At 64.8% G+C, this 17,858-nt stretch carries 13 protein-coding genes; 4 read left to right on the top strand and 9 right to left on the bottom strand.

Annotated features, from left to right (window positions below):
- Positions 1 to 112: 112 nt before the first annotated feature.
- From H7225_RS01455 to H7225_RS01435, 5 genes are read right to left on the bottom strand one after another with little or no spacing between them, the layout of a single operon-like run.
- Positions 113 to 1,537: a phospholipase D-like domain-containing protein gene (locus H7225_RS01455; protein ID WP_290658860.1), complete on the bottom strand. Its 1,425-nt coding sequence runs from the start codon at positions 1,535 to 1,537 to the stop codon at positions 113 to 115.
- A 27-nt stretch (positions 1,538 to 1,564) separates the two neighbouring features.
- A complete protein-coding gene (lipA, locus tag H7225_RS01450) occupies positions 1,565 to 2,524 on the bottom strand; it encodes a lipoyl synthase (protein ID WP_290658858.1) in 960 nt (319 codons plus the stop codon).
- 17 nt (positions 2,525 to 2,541) lie between these two features.
- Positions 2,542 to 3,222 (bottom strand): lipoyl(octanoyl) transferase LipB, encoded by a 681-nt coding sequence (gene lipB / locus H7225_RS01445; RefSeq protein ID WP_290658856.1) that lies wholly within the window; start codon positions 3,220 to 3,222, stop codon positions 2,542 to 2,544.
- On the bottom strand, positions 3,222 to 4,346 hold the full coding sequence (dprA, locus tag H7225_RS01440; protein WP_290658854.1) for a DNA-processing protein DprA: 1,125 nt from the start codon (positions 4,344 to 4,346) through the stop codon (positions 3,222 to 3,224). The genes lipB and dprA overlap by 1 nt, the downstream gene beginning before the upstream one ends.
- 18 nt (positions 4,347 to 4,364) lie before the next feature.
- A complete protein-coding gene (locus H7225_RS01435; protein WP_290658852.1) occupies positions 4,365 to 5,534 on the bottom strand; it encodes a LysM peptidoglycan-binding domain-containing protein in 1,170 nt (389 codons plus the stop codon).
- A 254-nt stretch (positions 5,535 to 5,788) separates the two neighbouring features.
- On the opposite strand from H7225_RS01435, the gene def reads away from it, so the two are divergent.
- The 4 genes from def to H7225_RS01415 all read left to right on the top strand — a co-directional run bounded on the left by def (position 5,789) and on the right by H7225_RS01415 (position 11,596).
- Positions 5,789 to 6,304 carry a peptide deformylase gene (def, locus tag H7225_RS01430; protein ID WP_290658850.1) on the top strand — a complete coding sequence of 172 codons (516 nt, stop codon included), beginning with the start codon at positions 5,789 to 5,791 and terminating at the stop codon, positions 6,302 to 6,304.
- An 8-nt stretch (positions 6,305 to 6,312) separates the two neighbouring features.
- Positions 6,313 to 7,290 (top strand): methionyl-tRNA formyltransferase, encoded by a 978-nt coding sequence (gene fmt / locus H7225_RS01425; RefSeq protein ID WP_290658849.1) that lies wholly within the window; start codon positions 6,313 to 6,315, stop codon positions 7,288 to 7,290.
- A 39-nt stretch (positions 7,291 to 7,329) separates the two neighbouring features.
- Positions 7,330 to 8,181: a zinc metalloprotease HtpX gene (htpX, locus tag H7225_RS01420; RefSeq protein WP_290658847.1), complete on the top strand. Its 852-nt coding sequence runs from the start codon at positions 7,330 to 7,332 to the stop codon at positions 8,179 to 8,181.
- Between the two features lie 127 nt (positions 8,182 to 8,308).
- Positions 8,309 to 11,596, top strand: coding sequence for an EAL domain-containing protein (locus H7225_RS01415; RefSeq protein ID WP_290658845.1), 3,288 nt, complete (start codon positions 8,309 to 8,311; stop codon positions 11,594 to 11,596).
- Positions 11,597 to 12,070: 474 nt separating this feature from the next.
- Here H7225_RS01415 and H7225_RS01410 read toward each other — a convergent pair whose 3' ends face one another.
- From H7225_RS01410 to yajC, 4 genes are all read right to left on the bottom strand, one after another.
- Positions 12,071 to 14,416, bottom strand: a complete 2,346-nt coding sequence (locus tag H7225_RS01410) for a DUF1631 family protein (protein ID WP_290658843.1) — start codon at positions 14,414 to 14,416, stop codon at positions 12,071 to 12,073.
- 65 nt (positions 14,417 to 14,481) lie between these two features.
- Positions 14,482 to 15,507, bottom strand: coding sequence for a protein translocase subunit SecF (secF, locus tag H7225_RS01405; RefSeq protein ID WP_290658841.1), 1,026 nt, complete (start codon positions 15,505 to 15,507; stop codon positions 14,482 to 14,484).
- Between the two features lie 29 nt (positions 15,508 to 15,536).
- Complete coding sequence (secD, locus tag H7225_RS01400) at positions 15,537 to 17,441, bottom strand: protein translocase subunit SecD (protein ID WP_290658839.1); 1,905 nt, start codon at positions 17,439 to 17,441, stop codon at positions 15,537 to 15,539.
- Between the two features lie 24 nt (positions 17,442 to 17,465).
- The gene (gene yajC / locus H7225_RS01395; protein ID WP_290658837.1) at positions 17,466 to 17,792 is read right to left on the bottom strand and encodes a preprotein translocase subunit YajC; all 327 of its coding nucleotides are present in this window, start codon (positions 17,790 to 17,792) and stop codon (positions 17,466 to 17,468) included.
- Positions 17,793 to 17,858 lie beyond the last annotated feature (66 nt).

Genomic DNA, 17,858 nt, shown 5'->3' with positions numbered 1-17,858 from the left:
ATCAAGTGAACGATCAGAGGAAGGCGTCCTCGAACCATGACACCCGCCATTGGATCGGATTGACAGGAGGGATCTCCAATTTTTACAAAACGCGTGTGCAACGCCGCTGGTCTCAAAGCTGAAAGGCCAACCAGCGGATCAGGCCTTCGGCGATCCCTCGCACCACGCCAGGGGCTTGCGCGCGGTACAGCGCTGCACCGGCGCGTGGCCGCTCGGCCCACTGCGCAAATCGCCGCACATCGGCCGGGTCATCAAAGGCCACCATCAGCTCGTAGTTCAGAAACAGGCTTCGTTCGTCGAGGTTGGCCGAGCCCACCAAAGCCAGGTGGCTGTCGATGACGATGGCCTTGGCGTGGACCATGCGCGGGGCCAGCCAGACGCGGGCCCCGGCTTGCGACATCTCGCGCAGGGCCGCGTGCCGCGACAGGTCGGCCAGCCGGTGGTTGGACTGGGCTGGCAGGATCAGGTCCACGGCCACACCACGCCGGGCGGCCAGGGTCAAGGCCATCAGCAGCGTGGCGTCGGGCACGAAATAGGGCGTCACCGCCAGGATGCGGGTCTGCGCGTTGAAGCAACTGGCCACCAGCAAGGCGTAGAGGGTGTCATCGGCCTGGTCCGGGCCGCTGGCGATCAACTGGGCGCGGCAGGCGGCCTTGGCCACGGGGGCGATGTCCTGGGGCACAGGCCACGCAGCCGGTCTCGGCCCCCGGGTCGCGAAGGCCCAGTCCTGGTCGAAGCGTGCCTGCGTCTGGCGCACCAGCTCGCCCCGCAGGTCAAAGCTCAGGTCGATCCAGGGTGTTTTTTGGCAGTCGAGGTCGCCCACAAAATACTCTGCGGCGAGGTTGCGCCCCCCGGTCCACAAGCGTACGCCATCGGCGATGACCAGCTTGCGGTGGTTGCGCAGGTTGGTGCGGCCCGGCAAGGGCGAGCGCCAGGGCGACACGAACAGGGCCACCTGGACACCGGAGGCTTTCAGCGCTCTCAAGGGTGGGCGACCACCCAGGTACACGCCGATGCCGTCGATCAGAAAGCGCACGCGCACGCCCCCGCGCGCTTTGTGCATCAGCAAGGTGGTGATCTCCTGCCCCAGGGCATCCCGCCCCATCAGGAAGGTGCACAGGTCCAGGGTGCGGGTGGCGCCCATGATCACCGCGCGCAGTGCCGTCAACGCAGCCTGTCCATCGTCGTGGATGGCCAGTTGCCGGTAAGACGCCGCAGGAGGCACGCCCAAGGCGCCCGCCAAATGCTGGAAGCGGGCCACGGTCGTTTGGTCACCGGGCTCGTCGGTGGACAGCGTGGCGGGCGCCAAGCGCAAGGGCTGCCCGCGCAAGACCTTGCGGTTGCCGAACAGCAGGTACAGCGGCAGCGCAATGTAGGGCAGCAAGGCCAGCAGCACGACCCAGGCAATCGCGGCCGAGGGATGCCGACGCTGCCGGCGTGCGTGCGAGGCGATCACGTAGGTGCCCAGGCCCAGGATCACCATGAGCCCGTGCAGGGACAGCAGGTGGTGGCTTACCCAGGCATGGAGCATGTCCATGCCACGGATCCCTTCACGGCGTCGTCATCACACCCCGGCATGCGCCGCCTGTTGATCGGCGTGGTAGCTCGACCGCACCATGGCGCCGACTGCCGCGTGGCTGAAGCCCATCTCGTACGCCTCTTGCTCGAACATCTTGAAGGTGTCCGGGTGCACATAACGGCGCACCGGCAAATGGTGGCCGCTGGGCGCCAGGTATTGGCCGATGGTGAGCATGTCGATGTGGTGCTCGCGCATGTCGCGCATCACCTGCAGGATCTCTTCATCGGTCTCGCCCAGGCCCACCATGATGCCGCTCTTGGTGGGCACGTTCGGGTGCAGGGCCTTGAACTTCTTGAGCAGGTTCAGGCTGAACTGGTAGTCGGACCCGGGACGCGCTTCCTTGTACAGGCGCGGCGCGGTTTCCAGGTTGTGGTTCATCACATCGGGGGGTGCGGCCTTGAGGATCTCCAGGGCGCGCTCGTCACGGCCACGGAAGTCGGGCACCAGGATCTCGATCTGGGTGCCCGGGCTGAGCTCGCGCACCTGGCGGATGCATTCGACGAAGTGGGCGGCGCCACCATCACGCAGATCGTCGCGGTCTACGCTGGTGATCACCACGTACTTGAGCTTCAAAGCCGCAATGGTCTTGGCCAGGTTGGCGGGCTCTTCTGCATCCAGCGGGTCGGGGCGGCCGTGCCCCACATCGCAAAACGGGCAACGGCGCGTGCACTTGTCGCCCATGATCATGAAGGTGGCCGTGCCTTTGCCAAAGCACTCGCCGATGTTGGGGCAGGAGGCTTCTTCGCAAACCGTGTGCAGCTTGTGCTCGCGCAGGATCTTCTTGATCTCGTAAAAACGCGTGCTGGGCGAACCGGCGCGCACGCGGATCCAGTCGGGCTTTTTCAGCACCTCGCCGATGGGCACCACCTTGATCGGGATGCGGGCCATTTTGGCCTCGGCTTTTTGCTTGATGGTGGGGTCGTACTGCTTGGGATCGGTGGCCATGCCGCGACTTTAGCCGATCAGGGCGAAAGCCAGGTACCCAGCTTGCCGCCCAGCAGCTCGGCGGCCTCATCCCACGGCACGTTCACCCCGAGCGAGGCCAGGTCCACCGTCTTCAAGCCCGTGTAGCCGCAAGGGTTGATGCGGCTGTAGGGTGACAGGTCCATGGCCACGTTCAGCGCCACGCCATGGTAGGTGCAATGGCGGCTGACCTTGATGCCCAGCGCCGCGACCTTGCCCAGGCCTTTGAAGGGATCGCGAGGGTCCGCCGGCGCGGTCAGGGCCGAGTGGCCGGCGGGGTCGTCCAACCTGACGTAGATGCCTGGCGCGCCCGCCACGCGGTGGCCGGTCACGCCCAGCGCTTCCAGCGTTTTGATGAGCGCCTGCTCCAGGCGGAACACGTATTCCTTGACGTAGATGCCCTGGCGCTTCAAATCGACCAGCGGGTAGGCCACCACCTGCCCCGGTCCATGGTACGTGACCTGGCCGCCCCGGTTGGCCTGCACCACGGGGATGTGGTCGGGGCCGGGCGGGTTGAACAGCACATGGTCGGCCTTGCCGGCCAAGCCTTGCGTGAACACGGGCAGGTGCTCGCAGACCCAGAGTTCATCGGGGGTCTCGGGCGTGCGCGCTTCGGTGAAGGCCTGCATGGCCTGGGCCGTGGGCGCGTAATCCACCCGGCCCAGCAGCTTGGTCAACATCAGCCCAAGCCCACACGCTGGAACAAGGCACCGGGCAGGCGGGCCACCTGGCCCATCATTTCCAGCTCTAGCAAGCGCGCGCCCAGGTCGGCCGGGCCCATGCCGGTGCGGGCAGACAAGGCGTCCTGGCCCACCGGGTCGTAGCCCATGGCGTTGAGGAGCAGGTCTTCGTGGCCAGACGCTTCGTTGGCCTCGTCGCCGCCCTGGTCGGCCGATGCCAATGTGGCGACTCGCCAGTTCATCTCTTCCAGCACGTCCTGCGCGGTTTCCACCAGCTTGGCGCCTTGCTTGATCAGGGCATGGCAGCCCTTGGCTTGCGGCGAATGGATGGAGCCGGGGATGGCCAGCACCTCGCGGCCCATCTCCATGGCCAGGCGCGCGGTGATCAGCGAGCCCGATTGCACCGCCGCCTCGACCACCAAAGTGCCGCGCGACAGGCCCGCCACGATGCGGTTGCGCTTGGGGAAGTTGGCGGCCAGCGGCGGCGTGCCCAAGGTGAACTCGCTGATCAGCAGGCCGTCTTGCGCGATGCGGTGCGCCAGGTCTCGGTGCGTTTTGGGGTAGACGCGGTCCAGCCCGGTGCCCACCACGGCCACGGTGCTGCCCAGGCGACCGCCCGCCAAAGCCCCTTCGTGCGCCGCCCCGTCAATGCCCAGGGCCAGACCCGATACCACGGTGATGCCCGCCTGGCTCAAGGCCTGGGCGAACGCAAACGCGTTTTCCTTGCCTTGCGCGGTGGGATTGCGGCTGCCCACGATGGCGACGCTGGGCCTTTGCAGCAGCGCCAACCGGCCTTGCGCGAACAACAAAAAAGGTGGATCAGCAGTTTCCAGCAAAGCGGCCGGGTAACGCTCGTCGCCCAGGGTGACCAAGGTGCGGTCTTGTCCAGGCACGGCGGACTCCAGCCACGCCAAGGTGGCGGCCAGTTGCTCAGGCAGGTCTGCCGGGGTCTTCAGCAATTCGGTGGTTTCGCGGGCGGGCACCACCTGGGCCAGGGCTTCACGGGTGGCGGCAAACACCCCCTGGGGCGAGCCCAGCGCCGCCAACAGCCGCCGGGCGGAGGCCGGCCCCACGCGCGGCGTCAGCAATAGCCGCAGCCACGCGCCAATTTCGTCGCGTTCCATCGTCAACTCACAGGATCATCAGGGCTGGGTGAACTTGTCCCCGGGCTTGACCGGGTCCTTCACGCTCAGGATCAGGGCGTAGGACATGCGGTCAAAGGTGCGAAACACGAACAGCAGGCCATGGCGCTCATCGGGCAGCTTGATCTGGGGTTTGTCGGGCAAGGTCATGTCGCGGATGGTATTGCCTTCGCGCCACAAGGCCAGCACATGGCCACGCTCCATGCCATCGCGGGTACCCTTGTTCAGCGACACGATCTGGCTCTGGCCGGCCGTCAGGCTTTCGCCGTAGATGGACACGATCTGACCGCTGAGATCTTGGGTTGGCGCGTGCGGGGCCAAATTGTCGAATTCGCGCGGGGGCACCGAGGCCAGGCGATCGCCAATCATGCCTTCCTGGCGCAGGATGCTGGTAGTGAAGGTGGAGGGGATGACCATGGGCTTGCCATCGGCGCCCGTGCCTTCCAAGCCTTCGCGGACCAGGTTCATGGTGCCCACGTAGGCAGCCTCGTAGCCCAGCACTTCCTTGGTGGTGGGGTCGCGCAGGGGCTTGGGTTCGCGGAAAATCCGGAACTCGCGGCGGCCGCCCAGGTCACCGCGCACATAGGCGGTTTCACCACGCGACAACATCACGCGGCCCTCTTGCGTGGCGACCACGCGCGGCGCGTTCAGCAATTCTTGGCTGCTGTCAAAAATGACGGCCTCGTTGAAGAAAGGCTCGATCAGGTGCAGGGGCACGGCCGTGATCGCGTCTTCGAGCGAGCCTTCGCGCACGCGGGGCGACAGGCGGGCATCGCCATTGGTGCCCACCGGCTGACCCAGGCGCAGGCGTGCGCGGCCGTTGGACTTGTCCAGGTACAGCACCTGGCCAGGGAAGATCAAATGCGGGTTGCGGATCTGCTGCAGGTTCATGCCCCACAGCTCGGGCCAGCGCCAAGGGCTTTTCAGGAAGATCTTGGAGATGTCCCACAGCGTGTCGCCACGCTTGACGACGTACGAATCAGGCGCGTTGGGTGACAGCTCGGACAGCGGAACCCCGGCTTGCGACACCTGCTTGGCCGTGGCCTTTTGCTGGGTGGTGATGGGGAAGTTGGGGCCATCGGCAGCTTGTGCGGTGGGGGCCAAAATACCCAGGGATGCCAGGGCCGACAAGGCCAGGGCATGAGCAAGGGGCAGCAATCGCTGGGTCATGAAAACTCTCTCCAATCCACCCGCCGATGGGATCCCTGACAATAAGGATTCCCAATAACCGGCAAAATCTGGTCAATGATCGTTTGATTCTGCCCGCAAAAGACGAGCGATCGCAACGAAAATTGTCCACACTGGCCCGGTGAATTTACCGGGGCGCCTTGGGGTTCGTTGCGCCGCTTCCACATCCGAGCGGGAACACCCTGCCCTTGTCCGACCTGGCCCTTGACCGGCCATTTTCCCCGCTGAGAAGTCCCATGGCCCTGTTGTCCATCCTTTGCTACCCCGATGCCCGCCTGCACAAGGTGGCACGCCCGATCGCCCTGGTCGATGACCGCGTCCGCCAGTTGGTCGATGACATGCTGGAGACCATGTACGACGCCAAAGGGGTCGGCCTGGCCGCCACGCAGGTCGACGTGCACGAGCGCCTGGTCGTCATCGACACCAGCGAAGAGCGCGACGACCCGCGCGTGCTGATCAACCCGGAGATCATCAAAGCCAGCGACGAGATGATCATCTGGGAAGAAGGCTGCCTGTCGGTGCCCACCATCTACGACAAGGTGGAACGCCACGCCCGCGTGCGGGTGCGCGCTTTGAACCGCGATGGCAAAACCTATGAGTTCGACGCCGACGAATTGTTGGCCGTGTGCATTCAACACGAGCTGGACCACCTGATGGGCAAAGTGTTCGTGGAGTATTTGTCGCCGCTCAAGCGCAACCGCATCAAGACCAAGCTGCAAAAACGCGGCAAAGACGACGAGACCTCGGACTGACCACCTCCATGAAAATCGTTTTCGCGGGCACGCCCGAATTCGCCCGGGAAGCGCTGGCCGCCTTGCACGCCGCGGGTTTCGAGATCGCTTTGGTGCTGACCCAGCCCGACCGACCGGCGGGCCGGGGCATGAAATTGCAGGCCTCGCCGGTCAAGCAGTTTGCGCAGGACCATGGCATCGCGGTGGCGCAGCCGCCCAGCCTGAAGCTGGATGGCAAGCACGCCGAAGCCGCCCAGGCCGCGCAAGCCACGCTTGAAGCGGTGCAGGCCGATGTGATGGTGGTGGCCGCTTATGGCCTGATCCTGCCGAAGAGGACGCTTGCCCTGCCGCGATTGGGCTGCCTGAACATCCATGGCTCACTGCTGCCACGTTGGCGGGGCGCCGCCCCCATCCACCGGGCCATCGAGGCGGGCGATTCAGAGACCGGCATCACCATCATGCAGATGGACGAGGGCCTGGACACCGGCGACATGCTGTTGATGGAGCGCGAGCCCATCCGGCCTGAGGACACCACCGCGCTGCTGCACGACCGGCTGGCCAGCCTGGGTGGCCGCATGATCGTTGAGGCGCTTGAACTGGCGGCCTGCGGTGGCTTGAAGCCGGTGAAGCAACCCGACGCCGGCGTGACCTACGCCCACAAGATCGGCAAGGCCGAGGCCGCCATCGACTGGACGCTGCCAGCCAGCCAGATCGCGCGGCGCGTTCGCGCTTTCGATCCTTTTCCGGGCACCACCTTTCAGTGGGCCGATGGCCCGGGCGCGGACACCATCAAGCTGTGGTCGGCCAGCGTGGTACCGGCCTCGGGCAAGCCCGGTGACATCCTGCATGCCCAGGGCGAGACCCTGGTGGTGGCCTGCGGCGCGCAAGCGCTGGCCCTGCACACCCTGCAACGCCCCGGCGGCAAACGCCAGGGCGCAGAGGATTTTTTGCGCAATGGCCCCGCCGCCCCCCGCATCCTTGGCTTGAAATCACAGAACAAGCCCTGATTTAACTGCCAAACCCTTTGGGTCAAGGAGGCCCGCCCCATGTTCAACATTCTGAAAACCGCTGTTCTGATGGCCGCCATCACGGGCCTGTTCATGGCCATCGGCGCCATGATCGGCGGGCGCAGCGGCATGATGATCGCGCTGCTGGTGGCCATTGGCATGAACTTTTTCAGCTACTGGTTCAGCGACACCATGGTGCTGAAGATGTACAAGGCCCGCGAGGTCGATGCCACGACCGCGCCACACTTTTACGCCATGGTGCAAGAGTTGGCCCAGCGCGCCCAATTGCCCATGCCCCGCGTTTACCTGATCGACGAATCGGCCCCAAACGCTTTTGCCACGGGCCGCAACCCCGAGCACGCCGCCGTGGCCGCCACCACCGGCATCTTGAACGTGCTGACCGAGCGCGAGTTGCGCGGCGTGATGGCGCACGAGCTGGCCCACGTCAAGCACCGCGACATCCTGATCAGCACCATCAGCGCCACCATGGCCGGTGCCATCTCGATGCTGGCCAATTTCGCCATGTTTTTTGGCGGGCGTGACCAGGATGGCCGCCGTTCCAATCCACTGGTCGGCATCGCCGTGGCCATTTTGGCGCCGATGGCGGCTGGTTTGATCCAGATGGCGATCAGCCGGGCCCGCGAGTTCGAGGCCGACCGGGGCGGTGCCGAGATCAGCGGCGACCCGCACGCCCTGGCCAGTGCCCTGCAAAAAATCCACCGCCATGCCCAAGGCATGCCGATGGAAGCGGCCGAGCGCCACCCTGAAACCGCCCAGATGATGATCATGAACCCGCTGTCGGGGGGCGGATTGCGCGGCCTTTTTTCCACGCACCCTTCCACCGAGGAGCGCGTTGAGCGTTTGATGGCCATGGCACGCGGCGCGGCTTAATGTCACACGCCATGCACCCAGGTGTGGCGAACGAACGGTTTTGAGTTCAAGGCCCCTTGATTCCTACCGATAGTCCTTACAGCGAGCCTTCGTCTTCCCGAAGGCTGCGTCGTCACAAGGACAAGGCATGGATCAAACGTTGGATCAAGTCACCCGCTGGTCGGACCGTTGGAAACTGCTGTCCCGGGTGACCCTGATCGTGGGCATCTGCTTGAGCCTGCTGGCCTGGCAGAACGCGGCCAGGCAAGTGCAACGCGACGCGGACGACCGGTTTAACCGCGACGCCATGGAGAGCACCTACCGGCTCAACGAGGCGCTGATTTATTACGTCAACTTGATTGGCAGTTTTCAGGCCCTGTTCACGTCCACGGACGCGGTCTCCCGCAGCGACTTTCACCGCCATTTTCTGGGCCTGAACGTGGACAGCGGCTACCCGGGCCTGGTGGCCGTGCAGTTCTCCAAACGGGTGCCGCAAGAAAAAAAATCCGCGTTTGAGGCCTCGGTGCGCGCCGACAAAAGTTTGAGCGAGCAAGGCAACCCTGGCTATGCCATTCACCCCCCGGGCAAGCGCCCAGAGTACATGGCGGTGACCTATGTGGAGCCCACGGTCAACAATGAGAAAGTCCTGGGCTATGACCAGATCCATGAAACCAGCCGGCGCGAAACCACCGAGCTGGCACGTGATAGCGGCAAACCCACAGCATCGGCGCCCTTGACCCTGGTGTCCGGCGACCGCCAGGCCCTGGGCTTCGTGATCCGCGCGCCCCTCTACCAGCCCCACAGCCCGCTGGCCACCGTGGAGCAACGCCGCCAGGCTTTCATCGGGCAGATTGGCGCGGCCTTCCAGGCCGAGTCCATCCTGGGCACCATCATCAACCCCGACGACTGGGCTTCACGCCGGTGGGTGGTGCGCGATGTCGGTCCTGCCGAGCGCACCGTGGCGTTGGCTCAGCCGCAGCAGTTGTTCGACACTGCGCAACTGGCAAGCACCGCCTTCAAGCCCCAACGGCCTGTGGCCGATGAGGACCACCGCTTGCAAACCGTGGAAGCGGCCGGCCGCCGCTGGGAGTTGATCATGGTGCGCCCGCCGGTCAATGCGGCATGGCAGCGCTACCCGATGACACTGCTGATCAGCGGCCTGCTGGTCACCGCCGGTTTGTGGTTGGCACTGCGCGGCTTTGCCACGCAATACGGCCGGGCCACGCGCATGGCGCACCGCTTGAGCAGCCAAGCCCTGTCCAGCGAAAAACACCTGCGCTCGGTGATCGACAACACGGTCGATGGCATCGTCACCGTGAACGAAGCCGGCACCGTGCTGACGGTCAATCCGGCCATCAGCCGCATCTTCGGGCATGACGCAGACGAGATGGTGGGCCAGCCCTTGAGCCGCCTGATTCCCGGCATCCGCAGCCACGGCCTGGACCAACCCATGGAAGACTTCCTGCTGACCCAGCAGATGAGCTTTGACGGCGTGGGGCACCGCGTGGAGGGTAAGCACCAGGACGGCCGTACCTTGCCGCTGGACTTGGCCGTCAGCCACATGGACGTCAATGGCGAAAAACAATGCGTCGGCATCCTGCGCGACCTTAGTTCCGAATACTTGGCGGAGCAGTCCGTCCAAGAGGCGCAACGCCAGCTCAACGAGGTGGACGAGATGCGCCGCGTCATCGTGCACAACGCGCCGTACGCCATCTTCGTGCTCAACCGCCACGGCATCATCCAGACCGTCAACCCGGCGGGCGAGGCCTTGCTGGGCTACAAATCCAACGAGTTGATCGGCAAGAGCACCGCCGAGCGCTTCTTCGAGCCCGACGAGGTGAACGAGCGCGCCCGCATGCTGGCCCTGCGCCTGAACCGCCCGATCGAGCACATGCAGGTGCTGTCCCACCTGGCGCACGAATCGCCCGGCCTGCCCAGCGAGTGGACCCTGGTGCGCTGCGATGGCCGCCACCTCACCGCCGAGGTCACCGTCACCATCCTGTGCAACGAGATCGATGAGATGACCGGCTACCTGGCCATGGCCTCGGACGTGACCTCGCGCCGCGAAGCCGAGAGCCAGTTGCAGCACCTGGCCCTGCACGACTCGCTGACCGGCCTGCCCAACCGCAACATGCTGCAGGAGCAGCTCAAGGCCTCGGTGACCCTGGCCGAGCGCGACGGCAACAGCCTGGCGCTGATGTTCCTGGACCTGGACCGCTTCAAGAAAATCAACGACACGCTGGGCCACCACATCGGCGACAGCGTGCTGATCGAGGTGGCGCGCCGCCTGCGCTCCGAGATGCGCACCTCCGACATCGTGGCCCGCCTGGGCGGCGACGAATTCGTGGTGATGCTGCCGCGCATCGCCTTGGCGGAAGACGGCGCCGTGGTCGCGCAAAAGCTGCTGGACATCTTTGCCGAACCACTGCGTGTGGGCCCGCACGAGTTGCGCGTCACGCCCAGCATCGGCCTGGTGATTTACCCTGCGCACGGCACCGACGCGATCACGCTGATGCGCCACGCTGACCTGGCCATGTACCAGGCCAAGAGCCACGGCCGAAACCGCGTGCAGATGTACACCGAGCACATGGAGTCGCCCACGCTGGACACCCTGCGCCTGGAAAACGACCTGTACAAGGCGTTGGAGCGCGACGAGTTGCGCCTGCACTTCCAGCCCCAGTTCGACTGCATGACCGGCCGCATCACGGGTGCCGAAGCGCTGGTGCGATGGGAGCATGGCGGCAAGCTGGTGCCCCCGGCCGATTTCATCCCCCTGGCCGAAGAGACTGGGCTGATCGTGCCCATGGGCGAATGGGTGCTGCGCCGCGCCTGCCAGAAGGCCCAGGCCTGGCGTGAGCGCAGCGGCTGGCCCATGCGCATCGCCGTCAACCTGTCGGCCATCCAGCTGGACCAGCCCGACATCGTCGATGTGGTGGACCGCGTGTTGAAGGAAACCGGATTGCCGCCGACCGCGCTGGAGCTGGAGATCACCGAAAGCGTGGTGGTGCGTGAATCGCTGCGCGCTGCCGCTGTGTTGACGCAGTTGCGCTCCTTGGGTGTGGGCATTGCCATTGACGACTTTGGCGTGGGCTATTCCAGCTTCTCGTACTTGCGCGAGTTGCCGGTAGACCGGCTCAAGATGGACCGCTCATTCTTGAGCAATGTACCGAGCTCGCCCGGCGACAGCCGCCTGGCCGCTGCCTTGATCGCGATGGCTCATCGGCTGGAAGTGGGCATCGTGGCCGAGGGTGTGGAGAACGACGCGCAGTACTCGTTTTTGAAGGCGCACGGGTGCGACGAGTGCCAGGGTTATTTCCTGGCCCGCCCGATGGCCGAGCCTGCTTTTGAGGCTTTGCTGATGGAGCACAGCCGGGACAGCGCGGCGAAGGATGCGCTGGCGCGCATCGCGGCCACGGCGAAGAATCCGGCTTCGTAGGGTTCTGGTGCTTGGCAACCGTTGTGGCGCTTGGTTATTCAGCGCGGGGCGCGGGCTGGGGCGGTCTCCGGCAGGGCTTCAGCTTGGTGGTCCCGCTGTTAGCGGGACTGCCTTGCGATGCTCGTGCCAAGGTGGGGCCGTGGAACTCACTGCGCGGATTGCATCCGCTTCGTTCAAACAACCACGGCCAGTCAGTTATTGATGCGTGCTGCGCACGCCCACCTTGGCACTGCGCTTCTCAGCACCAAGCCAGGCGCCCCGCCGAAGACCGCCCCAGCCCTTTTTCGCCCCGCTGGTGGTGTGGCACGGCCCCCTTGGCGAGAATCTTGCCGCTGGTGGCACGCCACCTCGGGCCACGCCACCAGCGAGGCGTCAAAGGATGAGCCGGTGGGTGGCAGGGCGACGACGCCGCCACCATCGGCGCCCTGCCAGCCACCGGCTCAGCCCAGCCTCGCGCGCTAAGCAAAGCAAAAACTAATTCAGCAACCGCGCCGGATCAGCATCCAACTTGGCCAAGGCCTCACGCGTGGCACGCACAGTGAGGGATTCATCCTCCACCGGCACCAGCAACCCCGCTTGCAGAAAAGCTGCCAAGCGGTGCAACTGGAACAGCACGCCCCGCCCCTGCGGCGTCACGAACAAAGCCAGTTGTTTTTGCAGGCCTGACCAGGCGAACTGCACCGGCTCCTGGCTGCCCCGGTAGTCCAGCTGGAACCAGGCGCCAATTTGCAACTCGCGGGCCCAGGCCATCATGGCGGGCGTGGGCATCGTGCCGCCTTCGGCCACCACCTCGAGGTCGTCGCTTTCGTGGCCCGACAGGTCGCGCAAAGTTTGCGCGTCGAGTTCAACCTCGGCCAGGTTGGGCAGGATGTCGTCCAGCGCCTCCAGGCGTTCGGTCACTTCCTTCAAATGGGCGGACGAGATCGTGGCCGAGCGGGCCGAGAAGGCCGCGGCCAGCGCAGCGTTGAGCACGTGCACGTGCTCGTCCTGCTTTTCGACGGACATGCCGGCGCGCCCCATGCCATCACGCACCTTCTTGAGCAAAGGCGGCAGGCGGCGCAGCACGTCGGCGCGGTCTTCGCGCGAATGCTTGGCGCTGGCCGACCAGATCAGGTCGGCAGCAGCACGCTTGAGCACGCGGGTTTCTTCACTCGACGGGCTGGTCTGCACCGCGCTGTGGGCCAGCACATCGGCCCAGACGCGGAACAGGAATTCGCGCACGCCTTCGTGCACCGGCACATCGGCCAGCATCTTGCGCAGCTCAATGGTGTACTGGATCGCCCAAGTTTCGCGCTGCTCAACCTGCTGCGCCAGGGACACACCCTTGCGACTGGATTCGTTCTCGTCGCGGAAATAGCGCTCGAGGAATTTTTCGAACTCGAGCAGCACGGTCTGGAACACGCGCCGACCGGTGTCGGGGTAAGCCTCGACCACCTGCACGATGCGCTTGATCTCGCCGGGCAAGGTGTCTTCCTGCTCGCGGGTGCTGGCGGCAAACCCCATCACGCAGGCGCCCATGCGGTCGATCAGGGCACGGGCCGGGTGGTCAATGGTGGCGAAAAAATCGGGCTCGGTGACGGCCACGCGCAGCACCGGCATCTGCAGGCGGGCGAACCAGACGCGGATGGCGGCCGGCAAGCGCTCTTCGGTCAGGATGCTTTGAAACAGCAGCGCCACGATCTCGATGACGGCGCGCTCGTTGGGCGTGCTGGCCGCTTGCTTGAGGGCACGCCTGCTGTCCTGCAGATCTTGCAGCAAGGCCGCAGGGGTGCCCGTGGGCACGCCCGACTCGCCATCAGCGTGGCGACGCACCGCCTGGCCGGCGTCCTGGATGGCCTGGCCCAACGCCGGCGCGACCACGCCCACCACGACGTTGGCGCTGCCCAGCACCTGCGTGAGCGCGAAGCCGGGCACCTTGTGGGACACGAACTGGTTGAGCTTGCCCAACACCGCTTGGGCCGGCACCGCCGAGCGGCGCAAGGCGGGCGTTTGCGTCATCAATCGGGTTTCTTCATGGGCGCCGCCCATGGGCTGCAAGCCGCTGTTGCCGCCCATCTGCGAGGCGCCACCCAGCCCGGAGTTCAACATCGGCGCGGCGCTGCCGCTCACATAGGGCGAGGCGGAGCGATGAATGGTCGGGCCCACACCCGTGTCCTTGGTCCGCCGGATGAAGGGCCGCAAATCGATTTCAGGCTTGACGCCGTGGTCCAACAGCACATGGTTGGCGTCGTGATAGGCCTCTTGCGCCAGGTGCGTGGCCTCGTCATGCAGCACGGTTTGCAAGGTCATCCAGTGCGTGGCGCCCAGGCCAGCGTCGGTCCAGCTGTCGATCAGCCAGCGCGCCAGCACTTGTGGGCGCAGCACGTCGCCTGCGGGGTCAATGTGGTTGGTGCTGCCGGCCTCCAGGGCATTCAGGCGCGAGCACAGGTCGGTGTACTCCCAACCAGCCCGGTCGGCGATGGCCTGCCCCAGGCGGGAAGCCATCATGTCTTGTTCGACCGCGCTGTCTTCGACCAGGGTGAGGTTGGACACCAACTGCCCCACGGGCTTGGTGTCCAAGGGTCGGGCCAGACGCACTGCCGTCAAGGCAGACTGGATGCGCTGCTCAAACCCACGCTGCCAGGCATCCAGGCTCAGCGGCATGTCCAGCACCAGATCGCGTCGGCGCATGTACAGCCCGGGTTCCGCCGTTTGCGAGGCCAGCAACTTGCCACCGTTGGCACAGGCGTGGATCAACCCGGAGGCGCCCCGCAAGAGGGTTTCCAAATAGGTTTTTCGGGCCGTGATGGCCAATGCACGCGAAGAGCCTATGGATGACATGTGGTCAATTGATCAACGGGGTTCGGCCTGGCCTTCCTGGCCGAACATTTCATGGTTGATCAACTCTACACCACGGCCCCAGAGTTCGGATCGTTGGGATCGACCTCTTTCTGAGTGCTTTTCATGAGGTCTTCACGGGTCACGCCCAACCACATCGCAATCGCCGCCGCCACGAAGACAGAGGAATAAATGCCGAACAGGATGCCGATGGTCAACGCCACCGCAAAGTAGTGCAAAGTCGGGCCACCAAAGATCAGCATGGACAGGACCATCATCTGGGTCGAGCCGTGCGTGATGATGGTGCGGCTCGTCGTGCTGGTGATGGCGTGGTCGATGACCTGAGCCGTGCTCAGCTTGCGGTAACGGCGGAAGGTTTCGCGGATCCGGTCAAAAATCACCACCGACTCATTGACCGAGTACCCCAACACAGCCAGCACCGCTGCCAGCACCGACAGCGAGAACTCCCACTGGAAGTAGGCGAAGAAGCCCAGGATGATGATGACGTCGTGCAGGTTGGCGATGATGGCCGCGACCGAGAACTTCCACTCGAAGCGGAAGGCCAGGTAGATCATGATGCCCAGCACCGACACGCCCAGCGCCAAGGCGCCGTCGCGGGCCAGCTCACTGCCCACTTGCGGGCCGACGAACTCACTGCGCTGCAAGGTCAGGTTGGTCTGGCCGGCGGCCTGGCAGGCCTTGGTCGATGAGGGGTGGCCGGGCGTGGGCGCCAGCATCGTGACCACGCCCTTTTCAGCGGTGCACAGGGTGCCGAACACTTTGTCCACCACCTCGGCCTGCTTGAGGCTGCCCCGCAAAGGCAGGCGGATCAGCACATCGCGCGAGGTGCCGAAGTTCTGCACCTGCACTTCGCCATAGCCCAGCGAATCGACGGCGTGACGCACTTTCTCAAGGTCGGCGCTTTGGGCGTACTGCACCTCGATGACCGAACCGCCGGTGAACTCGATCGACAGGTGCAATCCCCGGGTGACCAGGAAGAACACGGCGGCGGCGAAAGTCAGGAACGAAACAATGTTGAAAATCAGCGCATGCCGCATGAACGGGATGTCGCGCTTGATGCGGAAAAATTCCATGGCGAGTGTCCTTCAGGGGGTGCGGGGGGTCATTGGTCCACGGGGTCGACGTCGGTCGACAGGCTGCCGGGCTTGGCAGCGGCCTTCCAGACCTGACCGATGGACACGCTCTTGAGCTTTTTCTGACGGCCATACCAAAGGTTGACCAGCCCACGCGAGAAAAACACCGCCGAGAACATCGAGGTCAGGATGCCCAGGCAATGCACCACGGCAAAGCCCTTGACCGGGCCCGAGCCGAACATCAGCAAGGCCAGGCCCACGATCATGGTGGTGACGTTGGAGTCAAGGATGGTGGCCCAGGCGTGCTCGTAACCGGCCTGGATGGCCGACTGCGGCGCCGCGCCGTTGCGCAGTTCTTCGCGCACGCGCTCGTTGATCAGCACGTTGGCGTCAATGGCCATGCCCAGCGTCAAAGCGATGGCCGCGATGCCGGGCAAGGTCAACGTGGCTTGCAGCATCGACAGCACCGCCACCAGCAGCAGCAGGTTAACGCCCAGCGCCAGCGTGGAGAACACGCCGAACAGCAGGTAGTACGCCATCATGAAAACGGCGATGGCGCAAAAACCGTACAGCAGACTTTTGAAGCCCTGGTCGATGTTGGCGGCGCCCAAGCTGGGGCCGACGGTGCGCTCTTCAATGATGTCCATGGGCGCGGCCAGACTGCCGGCGCGCAGCAGCAGCGCGGTATCGGCGGCTTCGTCGCCTTGCATGCTGCCGGAGATCTGCACGCGTCCGCCCGAGATTTCAGAGCGGATGACCGGGGCCGTCACCACCTCGCCCTTGCCCTTTTCGAACAGGATGATGGCCATGCGCTTGCCGATGCTCTCGCGGGTCACGTCCTTGAAAATCCGGGCGCCACGGGCGTCCAGGGTCAAGTGCACGGCGGCTTCGTGGTTCTCATCGAAGCCGGGTTGCGCGTCGGTCAGGTTGTCGCCGGTCAGCACCACCTGGCGCTTGACGATGACGGGCACGCCTTGGCGGTCGGCGAATTTCTCGGTGCCAAAGGGCACCGTGCCACCAGCCAGGGCCGCGTGGGCCTCGGTGCTGTCATCGACCATGCGCACTTCAAGCGTGGCAGTGCGGCCGATGATGTCCTTGGCCTTGGCGGTGTCTTGCACGCCGGGCAACTGCACCACCACGCGGTCCAGGCCTTGCTGCTGGATGATGGGCTCAGACACGCCCAGCTCATTGATCCGGTTGTGCAGCGTGGTGATGTTCTGCTTGAGCGCGTTTTCCTGGATGGTGCGCTCGGATTGGGGCTTGAGCTTGCCGACCAGGGTCAGGGCGCCACTGCCATCGCTGTCGGTGCCGTCAGCCCATTGCAGGTCGACCAGGCCGTCGGTCAGCAGGTTGCGCGCGGCCTTGCGCCCGGCTTCGTCTTGAAAGCGCACGGTGATGGCTTGGCCATCACGGCGGATACCACTGTGCCGGATGTCCTTGTCGCGCAGCAAGCTGCGGATGTCGCCGGTCAGGCTTTCGATCTTCTGCGTGAGCGCGCCCTTCATGTCGACCTGCATCAGGAAGTGCACGCCACCGCGCAAGTCCAGGCCCAGGAACATGGGGTTGGCGTGCAGGGTGCGCAACCAATGCGGCGAGCGCGACACCAGGTTCAGCGCCACGATGTAGCGCTCGTTTTGCGGATCAGGATTGAAGCTGCGGCCGAGAACGTCGCGGGCCTTCAGCTGTGTGTCGGTGTCGGCGAACCGCGCCTTGATGGACGCACCGTCGAACTCGACGAAATCAGGCGTGATCTTGGCCTCGGCCAAAGCGGCGTTGACCTTGGCCAGCGAGCTGTCGTCAAGTTTGACCGTGGACTTGCCGCTGGACAGTTGCACAGCCGGCGCCTCGCCAAAGAAGTTGGGCAAGGTGTAGATCAGGCCCACCAACAAGGCGACGGCGATGATCAGGTGCTTCCACCAGGGGTAGCGGTTCATGGTTGTAATCCTGCGATTTATTGATTACTTGTAGCTGCCCTTGGGCAAGACCTGGACGATGGCCGAACGCTGCACTTGGAGCTCGACGCCATTGGCCACCTCAACGGTGGCGAAGGTTTCGCCCAGCTTGCTGATCTTGCCGATCACGCCACCTTGGGTGACCACTTCGTCGCCCTTGGCCAGGCTGTCCATCATGGCCTTGGTCTCTTTTTGGCGCTTCATCTGCGGGCGGATCATGACGAAGTACAGGACCACGATCATCACGATCGGCAGCAACATGCTGTTGAGCAGACCTGCGGGGCCGCTGGCGGCAGGGGCAGCGGCTTGGGCGAAAGCGTCGGAAATGAACACGGTAAAAATCCTTCAAACGGACGGCCACCAAGGCGGGCCAAATCCATTCGATTGTATGCCGTGGGG

Source organism: Aquabacterium sp. (assembly GCF_014378415.1).
Classification (GTDB): Bacteria; Pseudomonadota; Gammaproteobacteria; order Burkholderiales; family Burkholderiaceae_C; genus Aquabacterium.
Note: the sequence above shows the minus strand (reverse complement) of the source record. Positions and strands in the feature narration are given on the sequence as shown.